Origin of the sequence: Pseudomonas sp. W2-17, assembly GCF_041060445.1 — a bacterium.
GTDB lineage: Bacteria > Pseudomonadota > Gammaproteobacteria > Pseudomonadales > Pseudomonadaceae > Aquipseudomonas.
On the sequence record NZ_JAUFNS010000001.1, the window covers coordinates 84,458 to 103,684 of the forward strand.

20 protein-coding genes and 1 pseudogene are annotated in these 19,227 nt (G+C 54.0%); 11 read left to right on the forward strand and 10 right to left on the reverse strand.

Annotated elements, in window-relative coordinates; translation table 11 throughout:
* Positions 1-718 precede the first annotated feature (718 nt).
* From QWI20_RS00440 to QWI20_RS00485, 10 genes are all read right to left on the reverse strand, one after another.
* Positions 719-1,105 carry an antiterminator Q family protein gene (locus tag QWI20_RS00440; protein WP_369303664.1) on the reverse strand — a complete coding sequence of 129 codons (387 nt, stop codon included), beginning with the start codon at positions 1,103-1,105 and terminating at the stop codon, positions 719-721.
* The gene (locus QWI20_RS00445; protein WP_369303665.1) at positions 1,102-1,386 is read right to left on the reverse strand and encodes a hypothetical protein; all 285 of its coding nucleotides are present in this window, start codon (positions 1,384-1,386) and stop codon (positions 1,102-1,104) included. The genes QWI20_RS00440 and QWI20_RS00445 overlap by 4 nt, the downstream gene beginning before the upstream one ends.
* Positions 1,379-2,728, reverse strand: coding sequence for a tyrosine-type recombinase/integrase (locus QWI20_RS00450; RefSeq protein ID WP_369303666.1), 1,350 nt, complete (start codon positions 2,726-2,728; stop codon positions 1,379-1,381). Before QWI20_RS00450 ends, QWI20_RS00445 begins: the two co-directional genes overlap by 8 nt.
* The gene (locus tag QWI20_RS00455; RefSeq protein WP_369303667.1) at positions 2,721-3,506 is read right to left on the reverse strand and encodes a hypothetical protein; all 786 of its coding nucleotides are present in this window, start codon (positions 3,504-3,506) and stop codon (positions 2,721-2,723) included. The genes QWI20_RS00450 and QWI20_RS00455 overlap by 8 nt, the downstream gene beginning before the upstream one ends.
* Positions 3,487-4,380, reverse strand: coding sequence for a helix-turn-helix domain-containing protein (locus tag QWI20_RS00460; protein ID WP_369303668.1), 894 nt, complete (start codon positions 4,378-4,380; stop codon positions 3,487-3,489). Before QWI20_RS00460 ends, QWI20_RS00455 begins: the two co-directional genes overlap by 20 nt.
* Positions 4,377-5,027, reverse strand: a complete 651-nt coding sequence (locus tag QWI20_RS00465) for a hypothetical protein (RefSeq protein ID WP_369303669.1) — start codon at positions 5,025-5,027, stop codon at positions 4,377-4,379. Before QWI20_RS00465 ends, QWI20_RS00460 begins: the two co-directional genes overlap by 4 nt.
* Complete coding sequence (locus QWI20_RS00470; RefSeq protein WP_369303670.1) at positions 5,024-5,776, reverse strand: Bro-N domain-containing protein; 753 nt, start codon at positions 5,774-5,776, stop codon at positions 5,024-5,026. The genes QWI20_RS00465 and QWI20_RS00470 overlap by 4 nt, the downstream gene beginning before the upstream one ends.
* A gap of 8 nt (positions 5,777-5,784) precedes the next feature.
* Complete coding sequence (locus QWI20_RS00475; RefSeq protein WP_369303671.1) at positions 5,785-6,078, reverse strand: hypothetical protein; 294 nt, start codon at positions 6,076-6,078, stop codon at positions 5,785-5,787.
* A complete protein-coding gene (locus QWI20_RS00480) occupies positions 6,075-6,407 on the reverse strand; it encodes a hypothetical protein (RefSeq protein ID WP_369303672.1) in 333 nt (110 codons plus the stop codon). Before QWI20_RS00480 ends, QWI20_RS00475 begins: the two co-directional genes overlap by 4 nt.
* 122 nt (positions 6,408-6,529) lie before the next feature.
* A complete protein-coding gene (locus tag QWI20_RS00485; RefSeq protein WP_369303674.1) occupies positions 6,530-6,838 on the reverse strand; it encodes a Cro/CI family transcriptional regulator in 309 nt (102 codons plus the stop codon).
* A gap of 70 nt (positions 6,839-6,908) precedes the next feature.
* On the opposite strand from QWI20_RS00485, the gene QWI20_RS00490 reads away from it, so the two are divergent.
* The 11 genes and pseudogenes from QWI20_RS00490 to QWI20_RS00540 all read left to right on the forward strand — a co-directional run bounded on the left by QWI20_RS00490 (position 6,909) and on the right by QWI20_RS00540 (position 19,225).
* Positions 6,909-7,601 (forward strand): XRE family transcriptional regulator, encoded by a 693-nt coding sequence (locus QWI20_RS00490; protein WP_369303675.1) that lies wholly within the window; start codon positions 6,909-6,911, stop codon positions 7,599-7,601.
* 121 nt (positions 7,602-7,722) lie between these two features.
* Complete coding sequence (locus QWI20_RS00495; RefSeq protein ID WP_369303676.1) at positions 7,723-8,037, forward strand: LuxR C-terminal-related transcriptional regulator; 315 nt, start codon at positions 7,723-7,725, stop codon at positions 8,035-8,037.
* Between the two features lie 125 nt (positions 8,038-8,162).
* Positions 8,163-8,327 (forward strand): annotated as a pseudogene (gene csrA / locus QWI20_RS00500) (carbon storage regulator CsrA); the annotation flags it as partial.
* A 206-nt stretch (positions 8,328-8,533) separates the two neighbouring features.
* Positions 8,534-8,731 carry a hypothetical protein gene (locus tag QWI20_RS00505; RefSeq protein WP_369303677.1) on the forward strand — a complete coding sequence of 66 codons (198 nt, stop codon included), beginning with the start codon at positions 8,534-8,536 and terminating at the stop codon, positions 8,729-8,731.
* 206 nt (positions 8,732-8,937) lie between these two features.
* A complete protein-coding gene (locus QWI20_RS00510; RefSeq protein ID WP_369303679.1) occupies positions 8,938-10,143 on the forward strand; it encodes a DUF3596 domain-containing protein in 1,206 nt (401 codons plus the stop codon).
* A gap of 22 nt (positions 10,144-10,165) precedes the next feature.
* On the forward strand, positions 10,166-11,290 hold the full coding sequence (locus tag QWI20_RS00515; RefSeq protein ID WP_369303680.1) for a RelA/SpoT domain-containing protein: 1,125 nt from the start codon (positions 10,166-10,168) through the stop codon (positions 11,288-11,290).
* A 133-nt stretch (positions 11,291-11,423) separates the two neighbouring features.
* Entirely contained in the window at positions 11,424-12,308 is an 885-nt protein-coding gene (locus QWI20_RS00520; RefSeq protein ID WP_369303681.1) for a hypothetical protein, read from the forward strand.
* 233 nt (positions 12,309-12,541) lie between these two features.
* Entirely contained in the window at positions 12,542-13,774 is a 1,233-nt protein-coding gene (locus QWI20_RS00525; protein WP_369303682.1) for an integrase domain-containing protein, read from the forward strand.
* A gap of 289 nt (positions 13,775-14,063) precedes the next feature.
* Positions 14,064-15,041: a DUF4007 family protein gene (locus QWI20_RS00530; protein WP_369303683.1), complete on the forward strand. Its 978-nt coding sequence runs from the start codon at positions 14,064-14,066 to the stop codon at positions 15,039-15,041.
* Positions 15,034-18,390: an ATP-binding protein gene (locus QWI20_RS00535; RefSeq protein WP_369303684.1), complete on the forward strand. Its 3,357-nt coding sequence runs from the start codon at positions 15,034-15,036 to the stop codon at positions 18,388-18,390. The genes QWI20_RS00530 and QWI20_RS00535 overlap by 8 nt, the downstream gene beginning before the upstream one ends.
* Positions 18,383-19,225, forward strand: coding sequence for a phosphoadenosine phosphosulfate reductase family protein (locus tag QWI20_RS00540; protein ID WP_369303685.1), 843 nt, complete (start codon positions 18,383-18,385; stop codon positions 19,223-19,225). The genes QWI20_RS00535 and QWI20_RS00540 overlap by 8 nt, the downstream gene beginning before the upstream one ends.
* The last annotated feature ends 2 nt before the right edge of the window (positions 19,226-19,227 follow it).

Sequence of the window (19,227 nt, forward strand, 5' to 3'; positions counted from 1 at the left end):
CGGGGAATGGGTCAGCCCCACAGCACTCCCAGCTCGGAGCGATGGGTGTGGCGGGGCTGAAACTAAAAAGCCCCGGCAAATGCCGAGGCTAAAAATCGCGATGTCTTTCTATCAGCCCGCCAAAGCCGCCCCGCGCACTCTCGATAGAGGAGAAGCCATGGATTGAGTGATGCCTGTTCAGCGGCTCATCCAACATTCCGGATAGTTCCAAACGGGCTCACTAGCTGGCAACATGACATCCCCTAAGCCAATTCAGGAAGATTCGCTATGGCTATAGATCACATCGTCGAGTTTGACGGCGTTGTAGGTAATGTCTTAAAGGCGCTTCATCAAAGTTTTCCTACGCCTATATACCTAGATCCTTGCGTCATAGGCTTGTCGACGGTAGCTGCTACTTTCAATGAGTGGGGGGAACCCACCAATGATGAAGGATGGATACGAGCCGACGCGCTAATCCGGCTGGCTGCTAGGTGGCTGGCTGATGAAGGATACCTTCAGGATCGATCCTCACTGTGGCCGAACCATTACTCGCTTTCCGCAGCCGGGCTGAAATGCGTTCATAGTCTGCACGGGGACGAATGCCCACTACCGCGCTTATTGAAAGACTGAAGCAACAAAAAGCCCGATCTAAATGTCGGGCTTTTCATCTGGGGTGTCGCGCTGAATGCGTTGAACACCGTGCCATGAAAACAGGTGTTTATCCGCCCGCATAGAACTTTTACGCAGCTTCGCGAAAATGTTCTAAAGCCGAGTCAATCCACGCCACTCCCTGCTTGATGATCTCCCGCGCCTTGCGCTCCGCCATCCGGTTTTGCTCACCGATCCTGATGGCCGTCCACTTGGCTCCGAAGTAAAGCCACACGAAGTCCCCCATCTGCTGATTACGCCCAATCAGCCGCGCAATCGCCGAGTCCACCACCATCGCCACGTCGTCAGTGATGACATAGCTCATCTGGTCATTGCACGGGTCAGCTTGGGCAATGACCGATGCAAGCTGCGAGACGTAGCGCGGAACGCCCATGCCGGACATCCTCCAGCTCCCCCACTGCTCTAACAGGTACTCGGTGTCGCCCAGCGGCTTGTCTGTGTACGTTCGCTTCTTCATGCCGCCTTCCTCGGATCTGGCTCATTCAGGCCGAACAACTCACGCAGGAGCTGATCGGCAACTTTGTTCTTGGCGTGCCCTTCGGTGATCCACCGCCGGGCGTAGTCCTGAAAAGCGAGGCTGCCGCGATGGTTGCCCCAGTCGGCGACAAGGTCCATCAGCGCAGCGGCGCCGATCCGGCCGTTGGGCTTGTCCAGCAGGAGCCGGTTGCCCTGCTTCAGGAAATCCCGCTCGCCAGAGGTCAGGATCTTGCGTGGTAATGCTGCAGTTACTTCACTCATGGCCGTCTCCTGGCTGGGCTTGGGCGGCGCCTTTTTCAATATGGCTCCTCCCTTGGGATGGATGCTGGTTTGCGCTGAAAGCCACGGATTCAAAGGTCTGCGCTGGTGTAGGTACGTCGGTCTGTCCTGCATATGTCTCACCGTGAAGCAGGGCAAACCCTTGGCCGTCGAGGTGCTGATGCCATGCCTCCAGCGCCTTGCGTTTCATGCCCTCGGCGGTGGTGTGGATGTACGTCGCGTCCAGGTCTTTCATGGCGTGGTTGAGCAGCATCTCGCCGACCATGTAGTCGACGCCCAGATCTGCCCACGCGGTGCGGGCCACTTTGCGCAGGTCGTGACTCGACCATTCGCCCTTGCTCACGCTGGTGAACACGGTGCAGCCCTTGCTCGCACTCAGTGCCGAGCCGTTGCTGCCGGGAAACAGGAAAGGCCCGCTGTAGCCGCTTGCGAGCTGTCGCGCGCGGTACCGCTGTAGGAGCGCGCAGGCTTGTTCGGTCAGCGGCAGGGTGTGCTCGGCCTTGGTCTTTGTGTCGCCCGCCGGGATGAACCACTGCCGGGTCACGAGGTTGAGGTTTTTCCAACGGGCCAGCCGGGTTTCGCCGAGCCGCGTGCCATGGCAGAGCATCATCAGCGGCAGCATGGCCTGCACCGGCACGGCGTCGAACTGCTCTGCGAACGTCTGTAAGAGCGGCGGCAGGTCATCACCACGCAACCGCGCCGCCTTGGGCCTGATCCGTGTCCGGACGAAGTCGGTGAACTTCAGCTCCGCCATCGGACTGACGTCGATCAACTTCAGCCGTGCGGCTTGCCGGAACGCGGCCGCCAGCACGCCATAGACCGAGCGCACGAACGACAGCGCGTACTTCTCCTGCAGGGGCCACATCAGCAGACGGTCGAGCGAGGACCGATCGAGGCTGGCCAACTCCAGATTGTGAAGGCGCGGCACCAGGTGACAGCGCAGCGCCGACTGCGCGCTGGCCTTGCGCTTGGCCGACAAGCCACGGTCGCGGGTCATCCGATCGGTGTACCAGCTCAGCACGTCGCCAACGGTGCGCCAACTGGTGGTCGTCGAAGCAGCGGCCGAATCCACCGACCGGCGCGCGAGGATCTCGGGCAGCGTGGTCTGCATGAGCTTGGCGTTGATGCCCGGATAACTCCCGGCCTTGCCCCACTTGCCGCCAACCACGACGTGCCAAACGCCCTTGCTGCGGTCGACGGTCGAATAGCGAAAGCGCAATTGCGGATAGCGAGGATCGCGGAGCTGACGAACGCCGGTGGCTGCCTGCTTGCGGATTTCCGCATCGGTGATGGACACATGAACGGTTCGGCCTTGGTTATTCATCACCACGCTCCTGCCGCAACCGATCGGCCTTATCGATATGCTGGTTGACGCGCTCGAGGTGGCTGTCACGCTCGGCTCTCAGAGTGCGAAGCCGATCAGCCTCGCGCTCCGCAGACCGCTCCCTCATCTCATCGCGGATTTGCCGCAAGCGGTCCCTCACCTTGGGCGATGGCGACGCAGCCCTCCCTGTGAGCAGCCCGGCTATCGCACGCCCGTCTTCGCTGATGGCTGGTTGTCCAAGCCCTTCGAGCGCAAGATTTGCAGCCATCGGTTCAAGGCGCTTCATCAGTACCGCCTGTTGAATTGCGGCTACGCGGCGCTGTGGATCAAAGCCTGCGGAAATACGCCACCGCGCTGGCTCGCCTTTCTGCCGCGCCTCGCCGATCAGACGGTCATAGGCAGACATAAACGCCATGCGAGCACCGACTTTGTCGCCCACTGTCAGAATTGGCTGTGCCGCAGACATCGCCAGGCGAATTTCCTCGGTCATCACAACGGTGTCGGTCTCGTCGCTTGATGCCAGCCCTATGGACCAAGCTTCGTCCCGGCCAGGACGCCCATCCGCCGACTGCAGCCGCTGGATGATTGCTGCCAGCGTTAACCGGCCATTCAGCTCGCGGCGGCAGAGCTGCAGCGCGTCAACCAGCGCAGACACCGAGAACTGCTCCAGATCGTCGGCCATCGTCTTGGCGGTATTTGGGCTCAAGGTGGTGCCAAGCGCCTCTGCGGTCACGCAGAGAGCTTCGACCAGAGCGATTTTATCGGCGGAGGAAAGCATTACCCTGCCCTCCTTCCAGAATCATCGCTTTGGCCTGTTCGGCGGCGTTGAGATTGGCCTGGGTGTTTTCCATCTGCCGAGCCGTAACCCCATTCACCTGCGTGTTGGTCGCCCACTGCGTCCGGTAGGCTTCCGCCTTGGCCAGCAGCGATCCAAGGTCATGACAGCTCCGAATCAAGTAGCTGTCATTGATCGTCACGTAGTACGCCGCGACATGCGGCGCCTCAACGCTGCCAAGCCGCTTGAGCAGATCGTTCACTTGCGTGTTGATCTTGGCATTGCGCACCGGCTCAGTCCGGTACCGCGCGAAGTAAGCCGTCGCGTAGGAGGACCAGATCATGCGGCAAGCTTCCTGCCGATCAGAATCGGCTGGCTCCGTCTTCGGCTTTTTCGCCGATTTGCTCGAGACGACGGCCTTCGTCGTGGGGGCCGAAAGGTCGCCGGAAGGCTTTTCAGTTTTACTTCCAGTTTTATCTTCCTGGTTATATTCCTGTTTTATAGGTCTGTGTGACCCTACCCCCAGGTCACTGTGACCTAACCCCTCGGGTCTGTGTGACCCTAGGGTGGGTTCATCCTGAACCGGGTAGGTTCTGTGTGACCCTACCCCCCTTTCAAGGCAAAGCCGGTACTGGTTCGGCAGCTTCACCGCATTGAATGCTCGGTTTTCGATGACCAAATAACCGTCTTCCTCCAGCTGTTGGATAGCACGCTTCACAGTCGAGGCGCTCATGCCGCAGTCATCTGCCAGACGCCGATGCGAGGGGTCGCAGCGGCCGGTGTCGTGGTTGGTTCTGTTGGCCAACATCAGAAGCACGAACTTCTCCCGAGTAGGCAACTTCTGCTCGACCGCCCACGCCATGGCTTGGAAGCTCATTGCAGGGTCTCCCCGGCAGGCCGGTAGGAGCGAGTGACAATTTCCCCCATGCTTTCGATGCTGCCACCTGACATGCGCAGTACGAGCAGACGCAGAGCCGTCAGCGAGTTCTTCATGGGGATAATGCAGTCGCGAAAATCCTGTGGGTTCATCTGGTGATCCGCCCCGAGAACAGCAGCCTGGGCGACGTCGGTACCGTTGAATGCCATACAGGCGAGCGTTAAGTCGTCAAACGCATCGAAGTAATCGACGCCCAGGAGCACACGCCGCTCAGTTGGCTCAGGCAGATCCCGAGCTGCTGGCTGTTGAATATCCGTAGCCTTGGTCGTGCCGCAGGTGATACCTAGCGCGATTTGAAGCCGGCGCGTCTGCTCTTCCTGGATGCTGCGGGGCTCCACACCAATAATCCGCCGAGCCAGCACCCTGGCGCAGACCTGGCCTTCTAAAGCGCTGCAGTACGCTTCCTGCTGGTTTGAATCCCAGTGATCCCGCGAGCCTTCTTCGTCAGGGTTGCCAACTATCTCGACGGTGCTGTCGAGAAGATTCCAGATCCGGTAAGCCAACTGCTCGTTGGTGAGCAGGCTCATCGTCTCGTCGTTGATGTGCACAGTCTCAGCCGGAGCTGGAAGATCGATTTCTTTACTCACTGGGACACCTGCTGGACCAGTCGAAACCGGCCCTCACAATATGGGTTGGTAGCCTGGGTGGCGGTGACCATCTGGGATTCGGAAACAAACCGGTTGAACGCGGCCAGCACGTCGGTCTTGTGCCACACCACGTATTGGCTGCCTTTCGCCTCCTCGTGTCCGTTACGAACCATCCCTGCTTGCTTGGGCATGTGCGGCCACTGCTGGAGCACGAACGTCACCGTGAGCCCCGACAAACCGAAACGTTTGTTCATGCTCTGCTTGATCCGCCCCAGCGGTACGCAGTTTTGAGGGCAGTGATCCCACGTTCGCTGCTCGGCGATAACCTCGACCCGACGCTCGATACGCTCGATCGCCACCTGCTGCTCAGCCTGCTGCTGTTCGATGTTGATCATCGCTTGCGCCTGGGCCAGCAACTTCTCGCCGGGGGTCAGGGGCCGCTGATAGCTGCCTGTTTTGCGGATGGTCGGCAAAACCTCGCCCACCACCCACTCTTCGAAGTACTCGGCCGCAGGAAGACGCGAGCGCATCACTAGACGGTAAACGTCGCGTTCAGGGATCACCTTTACATGCCGGACCTGCCCCGTGATTTCGACGGGGCAGGTCTGAGCCCCTTTACAGTGGGTGCGGATCGCTTGATCGGTATCAACGTAGTCCAGCAGGTCGGCAACATCACGGGCGATGAACCAGGCCTCGCCATTGTCATCAGTGATGACGCGAACGTCGGCGCCGTTGAAGTCGAACTTCACAAGAGGATTCATGCCGCACCTCCCGCACCACGATTTGGCATGTCGGGGTTTTGTGGCGCGGATTCGCTACGGGCGATCTTGCCGAACATCTCGATTGCAGACTCGGTGCCGGGAGCACCTGTGTCGCCCAGGTAGTTCGCAAGCTGCGCCAACACGACTACATCGCGCCCAGCGTTATGCTCGACGTCCCGCGAGATTGCCCGTGCGAGAGCCGAAAACCATTCAAGCTGGTCCTTCGCGGCCGCCATCTGAAACTCGGCTTCTTCTGCAAGCTGTTTGAGGTTGGGAATGGGGCTGTTCATTGCGCACCCCCGTCCGCTTTTGGAGTCATGCCGCGCTGAACCGAACAAACAAGGGCTGAAACTGCTTCGGCGATGAACGCCAGGGTTTTCATGCCGTCGCAATAAGCCATTTCGCCCATGTTCAGCGAGTCATGCATGTGATCGCAGATCTGCCCAAGCCCCGAGGACAAAGTGCGGGCGGTGTGCAACGCATCTTGGATGTTGACGCCGGGTGAAACGCCAAACACCATTAAACCCCGGTTATCTATCGGGGTATTACCGAAACTGGCTTCTACGGGGAGAGCCTGTTGCGTTACATCCGGGGTTTTGCTATTTTCTGGACGTGACATATCGTTCTCCAAACGAAAAGTTTCGAAACACTCCCTGCAAGGAGTGGTTTTAAAAGCCCGCCTTCGAAGCGGGCTTTTTGTTGCCTGTCGAAAATTAGCCAGGCACCAAAATCATCTTCTGCTCACAGGCAATCTGGACCGGCCGCGCGGGCACTGGACGTATTCACAGCAGGAAGGCGGGGCTGACCAATACCTGTATTTGCCGGTACTTTTGCACTCAATGGCTTTGGAAGCTCGGATGGAGCCGGTGCATCAGCTAACAGTGCAGAGCTGGTCATTTTTTCGAGTTGCAGCTGTCTCAGTAGAGGTATCGAATCCGGCCAGCTATGGACGGCCTGATAGGAAATTGAAAGCGCGTGCGCCAAGGCCGTGGTAGATCCGAAATAGTTGATAGCCTGATCTTTGGTCATGAGGATGGTTTCCTGATTCATGCCCGGAATTCAATCGTTCTTGAACTTCAAAGTCAACCAAACTTTTGAAGTTTTCTTGTAGATTGCACACATGAAAATTACCGACCGCATCTTAAAAGTCATGAGTGAGGCTGGGTGCCCCCCACGCCAGATCAAGCCGTCGCTCGCCATCATTTGTGGTGTGAGCTACCAAGCCGTGAACCAATGGTTCTCAGGGGAGGTAGCGAATATTCGAATAGAGCACCTGATAGAAATTTCAAAGCATCTGAACGTGTCACTCGACTGGCTGGTTACCGGAGAGTCGGCAGAGCCGCGCAAGCTGGACCCCATTGAGCTTCTTGGTGATGAATATGTACTGATCCATCAGTACTCCGTCACGGACTACCTGAGCCGGGGCCCGTCCGGCCCTCACTTAGCGCTAGAAGGCGGATTAGCCTTCAAAAAGTCGTGGCTTGAGGCCATGCAGGTGGATCCGAGTGGAGTCCTATCCCACGGCTGCGAAGACCAGGGCATGGAGCCGTATATTTTCAAAGGCGATACCCTGTTGATTGACGTTACCGACACAAGCCCAAAAAGCGGCCTTGTGTATGCGCTGCGGGGGCCTGAAGCCGAGGATGTCGTTAGAGTTCGGCGGCTTTTCCGAGGCTACTCTGGTGTGTGGGTGGTAAAGGCGGACAGCGATGACAAGCGGCTTTACCCTGACGAGACAATTCCAGACGAGCAGTTCGATGACCTTGGCCTAGTCGTTGGTCGTGTAATTTGGCGAGGCGGAGCCACTAGCTGAGACACTGCGACGAGAATTCAAGCCCGCCAGTAGAGCGGGCCTTATTTTTCAATTTATCTTGAACTATCGAAAATGATGTGTTTTTATTTGTTCAACTTATCTTGAACAAAAGGGACGTGTCATGACCGCAGTTGCCATTACCGCGCATAATCTCGTAGGAAATTTAGGCATGGGTCTCGCCCATCGCGAACTGCAATGCTTAATGTCCGTTGCAGCAGGCATGACAAGCAAGCAAGTCGCCCGCGAGCTAGGGATGGCGCCAGCCACCGTAGACAAACGACTACTTTCAGCGACAACAAAGTTAGGTGTTACTCGTCGCGCAGCACTGGTAGCCGAAGCCTTCCGCCGGGGGCTCATCCTTTTCGCATCGAACATGACTCCGTCCCCACAGCATCACAAAGACAAGACCTCAACCGATGGCGTACTCGTCGCGTAATCAGCGGCGTACGCCTGTGCGCGGGCGCAGTCCGGTGATCAGCGAAGCCTGACCCTATAACTAAAACCAGATGTTGCGAAAGCCATAGAACGCGGCCGGGACTCACTCGGCCAGGAGAAAGGACAATGCTAATTCTCACCCGCCGTATTGGCGAAGCCCTCCGCATCGATAGCGAGATCGCCGTCACCATCCTTGGCATCCAAGGCCAGCAGGCGCGCGTAGGCATTCAGGCTCCAGCCAGCGTCGAGGTACACCGCGAGGAGGTTTACCAGCGTATTCAGCGTGAGCTCGGGGCGGCTGGTCCTGCGGGCATTCACGAGCGCATCAAGCTGGTGGCCGCCGAAGTCGATCCGCGCTCCCTCTTTGTGAAGGAAAACCCTGCAGGCTTTGCGCCCGAGGATCTGGAGCGGGAAGGCTCAGGCTTCGCGAACAAATACGCCCAGGACGCCTACGTGGTTTTCCTGTCTGGCTACCGGTCGGCATTGGAGGCAGGCCAATGATCATGTCCCAAGGCAGCCAACTTCACCTGCGTACTGAGTTTGAAAGCTTGGGCGATCGTCTGATCCGCTTCGGCCAGGCGCTGAAAGAACCGGCCACCACCGTAGGCCAACTCACAAGCTTGGCCAACTCCTGCGGCATCGCCTTGAAGCTGCGCGCGGTGGCGGAGTCGGGCGACAGCAATCCACAACAATGACACGTCAGTTTCACCACCAACAACCAACCTGACGAGTCAGGAGTAAACCAAATGCGCTACATGACCATCAGGAAATTCGCCAGCGAGTCTGGCTACAGCGAGGACGCTATCCGCTCGAAGATCCGTGATGGAATTTGGCGGCTTGGCGAGATTTGGTACAAGGCTCCGGACGGCCGGACGCTGATCGACACAGAGGGATATGAGTCATGGGTAGAGATGGGCGGGGAGTTCGGGCAGTCTCCGATTCGAGTATCGAAATCACGTTCATGTATCGGGGCGTCCGGTGCCGCGAGCGCATCACGCTCAAGCCCACCGCCACTAATCTGAAGAAAGCCGAGCAGCACAAGGCCGCGATCGAGCATGCGATTTCGATCGGCACGTTCGATTACGCGGTCACGTTCCCGGGCTCGGCCAGGGCTGCAAAGTTTGCGCCGGAGGCTTCGCGGGAAAAGGTGGCAGGCTTCCTTACCAGGTGGCTTGCATCTAAGAAAAAACATTTGGCCAGCAGTACGTTCGACGGCTATCGCAAGCTCGTCGAGCACCGCCTAGTCCCCGCCCTGGGCGCGCACATGATGGTCGATTTGAAACGGAAGATGATCAAAGACTGGCTCGACACCTTGGAAACCAGCAACAAGACGCTGAGCAATATCCAGAGCTGCCTACGCTCGGCGCTCACCGAGGCGGTCGACGAGGAATTGATTGAGAACAATCCGATGGCGGGCTGGACTTACAAGCGTAAGTCCAGCCCGACAGACGAGGATGACGTCGACCCATTCAGTCCGGAAGAGCAGCACGCCATCATAGGCGCGCTTGAAGGCCAGGCCGCAAACCTGGTGCAGTTTGCGTTCTGGACAGGCCTGCGGACGAGCGAACTGGTGGCGCTTGACTGGGGCGACGTGGACTGGATTCGGGGCGAGATAACGATCACTAAAGCTATGACTCAGGCTTCAAAGGGAGTGGCTGAGATTCCTAAAACCGCCGCAGGCAGGCGCTCAGTCAAGTTGCTTGGTCCTGCGTCCGGGGCCCTAAGGACGCAGAAGGAATACACGTATTTGGCCGGCAATGAGGTGTTCCAAAACCCGCGAACGCTCGAACGTTGGGCTGGCGATGGGCCTATCAGGAAGACTATGTGGGCACATGCGATCAAGAAGGCAGGTGTACGATACCGGCGCCCCTATCAAACTAGACACACCTACGCCTCGATGATGCTTTCTGCGGGCGAACATCCCATGTGGGTGGCAAAGCAAATGGGGCATTCTGATTGGACCATGATCGCGAGAGTCTACGGGCGCTGGATGACCAATGATGAGGAGTCGATGGGGTCCAAAGCAGTAGCGGCGTGGGCAGCCAGTCCTGGCGATAAAGAACAATTGCCTGAGCACAATCAAAATGCCATTCTTCGCATCAAATAGGTCTCCTCCAAGGAATGGAAAAATGGCGTGGGTTGTCCCCCTCTACAGCAAAGAGAAGGTAAAGCGCGCTGGGGCGATGCTTTTCAATGATGATGCGACTGACGATGAGTTTGAAGAAGCGCTGCAAATCCTCAACAACTGGCGCTCAAGTCATAGCTACCCGGTAAACACGTTTCAGGCCGGGCTTAGACAAAAGCTGAACTCGCTTGGCATCGACGGACTTGTCGGGCAACGCCTGAAGCGGATCCCCTCTATCATGTCAAAGCTGGAACGCTTCAAAAATATGAGTCTGTCGCGGATGCAGGACATTGGTGGGTTACGCGCAGTTGTGAAAACTACCAAAGAAATCTACGCCCTCAGAGACTCTTATGTAATAAACAGCAAGTTTGATCATGTATTGGTGTCTGAGCATGACTATATAAAGTCGCCGAAAGATTCGGGCTATCGCGGCATTCATCTCATTTACAAATACAACAACCGCAAAGGCGGGGCGAAAGCATATGAGGGTTTGCAGATTGAGCTCCAGATTCGCAACGATCTTCAGCACGCATGGGCAACCGCAGTAGAAACTGCAGGTGTATTTTTGAATCAAGCACTGAAGTCCAGCGTCGGAAGCGATGAATGGCTCGATTTTTTTCGCTTCGCTTCGTCCGGTTTCGCAATAATCGAAGAGTGTTCGGTTATACCCGCTCATGACCTAATGAATGAGCGACAAATCCTAGAGACTTTGATGTCCCTTGAGCAAGAGCTCGAGGTTATAAAAAAACTAGAAATGTATAACAGTATTGTTGAGCACCTCAAGGATACCAGCGGGGAGAAAACCCACTATTATCTGCTCGAACTTGATGCGGCGGGAATGAACGTAAGTGTCCAAGGCTTCGCTAGGGGCTCGCTTCCTGAGGCCACCACTGAGTACTTGGCTCGTGAGAAATGGGCGAAGGATAAAAGTAATATCCAGGTGGTATTGGTCGCGGCACAGTCGTTAGCAGCCCTGAGAAAGGCATACCCTAATTATTTCTTGGATACAGGGAAGTTTGTGGAGCTGATTCGCAAGATCAAAACAGCGCTCGACAACTGGGAAGGTGATCATTCGCTTAGCGACCTGAGAAAACCACGCCGGCGCCCACGTCGGGTAATCATTCAATAACGTTAGCTAAATGCCAGCCTTTCGGCTATTTCCTCCGCTATAGAGATAAGACCGACTGTGTTGACTTGAGAATATGGTGCCTCAGCAGAGCCACGATGATCTCGTCAATAAGCATAACTCTTTTGGTATCCACATGATTGACATACAACCTGATATAGATTTTGTCGATGACCTCGAGGCTCAATTAGCAAAGGCCTACTCAAAGCTTGAGCTCATAGCCGAAGAGTTCTCCAAATGCGAGCCAGACCAACAAACCAGTCGAGAAAGCAGGATTGAGACCCTAGAGCTCATAGCGTCCATAAAAAATATCTTAGATCAAATAACATTCAAGGTCTGGAGCTCTATATTTATAGAAGAGCAGAATGAACGAACTGCCAAGGATGTTTATTACCCCTATGCAGCAGACGAGCAAATGTTTCGCTCAGCTCTGGGAAAAATGACAAAGGGCCTTACTACAAGCGACAAGATCGATGCAAAGATATTTCTTTTTACGGAGTGGCTACGCGCAACCCAACCCATTGCCGGTATAGATTCCCGGCTCGTAACTATTGGTAAGCTTTCGAGGGTGCATCACAGGAAGTTGATTGATCAGAAAAAGTCGCGAATCTACTCGGTAGAAGCGCATGGAGCTAACGGCGGCGGTTGTAGTATGACTTTCTTTGGCAAACCAGGACGATTCACCATATGGACTTACGTCGGAATCCACGGGGCGATCACCTCAATGGGAGGTTATCCTACGATAAACCGGGAGGAAGATCCGGACGCTGAGTTGACAGTTTTCAACTTCGATCCTCTCACGATGGATTTTGACCACGTAGAAGGTGCAAAAACATCAGTAGCCGAATATATGATCTGTAAGGTCGAAGACCTGGAGTTTGATGCAATGGAGCTTTTCGGCGGCGCACTTGCCGCGGTAGGCGAAATTGTAGAAATTAGCCGGGCAAACGGTTACCTAGGAGCAGATCCATCAGATGACCTGAGCGGTAATGACAGCAAAATGACAGCTCTCGGCTCGTAGCCCGCGTCTTTAAAAGGCGGGACGGGGGTTCAAATCCCCCCGGCTCCACCACTTTTACATCTAAAGACGTCCAAGGGCGTCTTTTTTTGTGCCTAAAATCCAGTAAATACAGGGGTTTAAGGTCCAAAGCGGTCTGATGGTATCTGAGCTCATCCTACAATTCGTGTATTCCACGTGGTATTCCAAGCCCACAACTGGTATTTTTTGGAATACACGCAACATCGGAGTTCACCATGGGTGCCCAAGCCACGCGGCTTTCAGACCTCAAAGTTAAAGCAGCGAAACCAATGGAAAAAGACTACATCCTCACTGATGGCGACGGCCTTCAGATGAGGGTGCGCGCCAACGGCTCAAAGCTGTGGAATTTTAACTACATTCACCCTGCAACAAAAAAACGGATCAACATGGGGCTTGGTACCTTTCCAGAGGTGAGCCTGGCTCAAGCTCGGAAACGGACAGTAGAAGCCAGGGAGCATGTAGCGCATGGGTTAGATCCGAAAGAGAAGCGTGACGCGGATCGGCAAACTTTAAGAGCGACTACGGAACACACTTTCAAAAATGTGGCCACCGCATGGTTCGAGCTCAAGAAAGACTCTGTTACTACTGCTTATGCTGAAGACATCTGGCGCTCCCTGACGCTGCATGTTTTCCCCGACTTGGGTGCTGTACCTATCTCGACCATTACGGCTCCGGCCGTCATAAAATTGCTTCGACCGCTCGAGACCAAAGGCAGTCTCGAGACCGTGAAGCGACTAAGCCAGCGTCTTAACGAGATCATGACCTACGGCGTCAACTCCGGCTTGATTCACTCAAATCCACTCAGCGGGATTCGCTCGGTCTTCAAGAAGCCGAAAAAGAAAAACATGGCGGCACTCGCGCCCGAGGAACTGAAAGAGCTGATGGTTACGGTGGCCAATGCCAGCATAAAAAGGACAACACGTTGCTTAATCGAGTGGCAGCTTCACACCATGACTCGCCCTGCGGAAGCAGCTACCGCACGCTGGGCGGACATCGACACCGACAAGAAAATCTGGACCATCCCACCGGAGCGAATGAAAAAACGTCGCACACACATCATTCCACTAACCGAACAAGCACTTGCACTACTGGAGGCAATCAAGCCCTTCAGCGGACACCGCGACTATGTTTTCCCTGCAGATCGAGATCCTCGCACGCATTGCAATAGTCAAACCGCCAATATGGCACTGAAGCGCATGGGCTTCGAAGGGCGCCTTGTGAGCCATGGAATGCGGTCGATGGCGAGCACCATCCTCAACGAATTCGGATGGGATCCTGAATTGATTGAAGTCGCCCTTGCTCACGTTGACAAGGACGAGGTCCGCAGCGCCTACAACCGGGCCGATTACGTGGAGCGCAGGCGCCCAATGATGAAATGGTGGAGCGACCACATTCAAGGTGCAGCAACTGGCAACCTATCCATATCTGCCATGAATGAGAACAACTAAAACGTCGACAGCTGAGATCGCTATCGCCCTCACCCACCTAAAAGGCCTGCCCAAAGCAGGCTTCTTTATTTTCAAACCCGTCTAAAACTCAGGCATCACATTCGGCTAAACCCCCTCGAAGCGCGCCGGCGCTCCACTCCCGTAAAAATCCAGGAAGAATGCAACCAAGATCTAACCTGACACTACGACAGGCCACCAACGATTCACATCTCACGCGGCAAGTCAAGATATAGTTATCGTAGCAAAAAACGCTTAGAAATCTGTTCATACATCCAGTATCATGACCATCATGCAGACTGGCGACCCTCTCCAGTCCGGGATACCATCGGTAGCTATGATCATATTCAGTCCTGACCAACGGCCCCAATTTTCTGGCCATGAAACCTTTCCCCTTCGTCAGCTATGGCTACGCAAAGCCTATGATGCGGTGGCGCATTATCGGCCACTAGGGCTCAAGGCGCCGAAAACCATATTTTCCGAAGACGCCGCAATCGCTAGGTTTGGGGTGGGAAAAAACATGGTCATGTCGATTCGATTTTGGGCGTCAGCATGCAAAATTATCGATGAGGTGGACGGCGGATACGGTCCAACGCCTTTGGCAGAGCTGATTTTTAATAGCGAGAGCGGGTTAGACCCGTTCTCAGAGCAGCCGGCCACCACATGGCTTATGCATTGGATCCTAGCAAGCGACCCGAATAAAACGACGACATGGTACTTTCTGTTCAATCATGTAGTGCATCAAGTATTTAAAAGGGAAGAGCTGGCAAGCGCACTTTCTGAGATGGCAGCCGAGAACGGGATTCGAATTTCTGCGGCAACGATTAAGCGGGATGTGGAATGCTGTATTCGTAGCTACGTTCCAAAACTAGGCGGCGATTCCCCCGAAGAAATGAGTGAGCCGTTACTAGGTGAGCTAGGTTTGTTGCAGCAAAACACGAAGGACAGTTTTGAATTTCGACGCGGAGCAAAAAGATCGTTACCTGATGGGATATTTGCGTACGCACTCCTAGATTATTGGCAGAAGATGGAGGGCACAGGTTCCGTTATGGCTTTCGATAGGGTCGCTCACGACTACGGATCGCCGGGAAGAGTGTTCAAGCTGGATGAGCACGCGGTAGCCGATCGATTGATGGCTCTGGAGCAACTAAGCAAAGGCCAATTGCTTTGGACTGAGCAGGCAGGTATTCGCCAAGTCACTCGTAAAGGCTTAGCTTTAAGCGATATCGAAAAGGCTAAAAACACATTTTTGAAGGCCGCTTATGTCTAAGACCCAACTGATCTCCGCGTTACCGCAAAAGGTTTTGTCCGAGGTCGTCAGTATTTCACGTCAGTTCTTGCGATCCATCCGCCTTGATACTGACTATGGTCGAGAAGATGCTCTTGCCGGCTACATTTGCCAAGGCGCAGCGTTGACGCTGCTTGAAAACATGGCGTCGCAAATATTAGAAACCAAGCAGCGTGCGTTTACTTGGACTGGCCCATACGGAGGTGGAAAATCCTCTCTCGCTTTGATGCTGTGCACTCTTGTCGGAGCGGATAGGAATCTTCGTAGTAATGCTGAAAAAATTCTGAACCTTGACGATAGCAGCCTGGTCCGCACCGCGTTCGCATCCGGTACCGACGGATGGACTGTTGTACCTGTAGTAGGTAAACGAGCAAGTATTGCCGCTGAACTAGCGCGTGCATTTGCCCGAGCAAAAGGGCAATCAACTTCACGACGGAAGAACCTCGACGTAGTAGCTGACATTGTGGCTACGGCAGAAGCTCATCCTAACGGGGTGCTTTTAGTCATAGACGAGCTCGGGAAATTTCTTGAGGCTGCAGCGCTAGACAACGATGACATTTACATTCTGCAAGAGCTTGCGGAGGCTGCAAGCCGATGCAATGGAAAACTAGTCATTGTGGGCATTCTGCATCAATCTTTCGAAGCGTACTCGTCACGTCTTGGACGCCAATCTCAAGATGACTGGGCTAAAATCCAAGGGCGCTTCATAGATATCCCACTAGTGTCTGCTGCGGATGAAACTATTGAGCTGATTGGGAGCGCAATCCAAAGCTCAGTCGGCCCAGCCCTGCAAGAAGAAATTGTAAAGCGTGCTGAGGCGGTAGGCCGTGCCATTAAAACTCGGCGCCCTGCCACACCTGATGGGATAGGGCGTAGCTTAGCCAAATGCTGGCCGCTGCACCCCATTACGGCGGCTCTACTAGGTCCAATTTCGCGGCGCAAATTCGGCCAGAACGAGCGCAGCACGTTCGGTTTCCTGGCATCAAGGGAACCGCTTGGATTCATGGAGTTTCTTGAGGGCACGCAACTTGACCTAGATTGCAGCTACGGGCCTGCTCGTTATTGGGAATATCTGAAAGCGAATCTGGAGCCGGCGATACTTGCCTCTAGCGATAGCCACCGCTGGGCGACTGCCTGCGATGCAGTAGAACGAGCCGAGGCAAAGGGTGAACATATACACATTGAGCTGACTAAAGCAGTAGCGTTAATCGATATGTTCAGAGGGGGCAGCGGAATTGTTCCGGAGGAAAAAATAATTGCCCTCTCTGTTCCAGGAGCCAGCAAGAAAGAAATTCATAGCGCGATAGGTAATTTAGTCGCCTGGCGAATTTTGGTAGAACGAAAGCATTTGAACGCCTATGGAATATACGCTGGCAGTGACTTTGATATTGAAGCCGCTGTAAACAAAGCGCGATTTGAGATAGGCACGTATGCGCTGGACCAAATTTCTGCACTCACAGACCTTCAGCCTGTACTAGCGAAACGTCTCTACCAAGAAACCGGCAGTATGCGTTGGTTCTCTCGCCATATCTTGCGCCTCTCGGAGGTTAGTGAGTTCATGAAGTCTTTTCAAACCGACCGAGGAAGTGTAGGGGCTTTTTTTCTCTGCCTTCCGGAACTAGGACAGAGCAATAAAAGCGCAGAGAATGCGGCTAAACTGGCAAGTAGCACATATTCCGATCTGGTTTCTTTTTTTGGCGTACCTGCTAATTCTGAAAAGATCGCAGATCTAAGTCTAGAGCTTGCAGCCTCAGAACGAGTGTTTAACACCTATCCGGAACTAGAAGGTGACGCCGTAGCCAAACGCGAGCTGACTGGGAGGATAGCAAGCGTCAAATCTTCACTTGAGGAAGAGCTCAGCGATGCCTACGATCTCTCAAAATGGCATTTTTCTGGAGAGCTTCTGCACAAGAGCCATTACAAATCGCTCTCATCCCTTGCGTCGGCTATTGCACAAGAGATCTATCATAAGTCGCCTAAAATCTTGAGCGAGCTAATCAATCGGGAACAGCTATCAAGCAACTCCATGAAGGCTCGGAAAGATCTGCTTTATACGATGATCCGTCACCCTCATGAACCAAACTTAGGCTACCAGACCCACCCTGCAGATGCTGGTCTATACTTCACAGTTCTACATGCTTGTGGCATCCATGCTGAGCGCGATTCCGGTTGGGGCTTTGGCAAGCCCAGCCAAAGCTTAAAAGGCGACTCTATAGCGCCCTTGTGGTGGGAAACTGATCAGCTATTACTTGACTCAAAACGAGCGCTTACACTTGCTGATTTATACCAAGTGTGGGGAAAAGCACCATTCGGTCTCAGAGCTGGAATTATGCCAGTTCTTGCATTAGCCTATTTCATGGCAAACCGCTCGTCCATCGCAATGTACATTGATGGGGTGTTTACTCCAGAAATTTCTGAAGCAACTGTTGACGAGTGGGTGCAGGATCCGTCACGAGTGAAATTTAAGTTTGTGGAGCTTTCGAGGGAAAAAGAGAAGCTTTTATCAGCAATTAAAGAAACAGCTGACAGTAGCTTTGATGAAAAAAATACTAGTGATGCGAAGCCGCTGGATGCGGCAAGAGCGCTGGTAAGCATGGTCACTCAGCTGCCAGGCTGGACGAGAAGGACCACGCACATCTCGTCCCTTGCGCAACAGGTACGAGGCATGCTTTTGAAAGCGAGCGACCCTCACAAGGTTTTGTTTGCGGACCTGCCTACGCTCCTTGAAACTGATAACGCGGAAGAGCTGATTCTGAAGCTTAAGGGGATAACCTCAGAGCTGAAACGCGCTTATCCTAAAATGTTGGAGCGCATTAAAGAAACCCTATTTTTGGCACTTGATCACAAAAATAGGGACATTATTGATTTAAACAGACGTGCCGCTGGGATCAAAGGAATAACTGGTAATTTTCTGCTGGACGCTTTCGCAACTAGACTTGAGACTTTTGACGGTAGCACCGACAGCATAGAAAAAGTCGTAAGCCTTGCGACAAACAAACCGCCAGCGCAATGGGTTGATCGCGATATTGACCTAGCTCTTTCACAAGTTGGCTCATGGGCTCTCGAATTTCGAAAAGAAGAAGCTATGGCGCCTCTTCATGGACGCCCTGCCACACGCAGGGTTATGGGTGTTGTGTTCGGAGCAGACCAGGGGCGAGATGTGACTGGCTCAATAGATATATCGGAACACGATGTGCCGGTCGTGGCGGACCTGGCTAAACAGATGCTGGCCACTATGGGCGAGCACAATGAGGATTTAGTGCTCGCTGCGCTCGCCGAAGCGGGTGCGCTGTTGCTGTCGAGAAGGCTTGAGGGACAACTCAATGAATGAACATCACGTACTCGGATTATCGGGCGGGAAAGATAGTGCGGCATTGGCTGTTTACATGAGCCTTCATTACCCCCAACTTGATATCAAGTATTTTTTCACTGATACGGGAAAAGAGCTTCCAGAAGTCTATGAATTTCTTGGAAGACTTGAGGGCTTCTTAGGTAAGGCTATCGAGAGGCTCAATCCGCATCGGGATTTCGACTTCTGGTTGCGTCAATACAATAGTTTTTTGCCTTCTGCCAGTACTCGTTGGTGCACGCGAAAATTAAAACTGGAGCCCTTCAAGCACTGGATTAATCCATGGTTGAAAGCCGGAGATAAGGTATACAGCTATGTAGCCATCCGAGCGGATGAAGAACATCGGGACGGCATGATAGCTAGACAAGACAATTTGGTAGTAAAACTACCGTTTCGTGAAAACGGAATAGACAAACCAGGAATCATCGATATCTTAGAGGCCTCGGGCCTGGGGCTTCCGAAGTACTATGATTGGAGATCCCGAAGTGGCTGTACGTTTTGTTTTTTTCAGCAGAAAATCGAATGGGCTAGGCTGAAAGAAGTACACCCAGAGGAATTTGAAGAGGCGAAGACTTATGAAAAGTCAGCGTTAGAACATGGCTCACCATTTACGTGGAGTCAAGGCGAGTCACTTTCTGAGCTCGAACAACCAGAGCGAATTGAGCAGATAAAGAAAGAATTTGCCACTAGGAAAGCGAGAGACCTTGCGCGCAGAAGGCCCAATCCTCTAAGGGTCTCAGAGGTAGAACCTGAAGACATAGATGACCTTTACCTAGAGGATGAAGGAGGAGGAGCTTGTTTAGTTTGCCACAAATAACC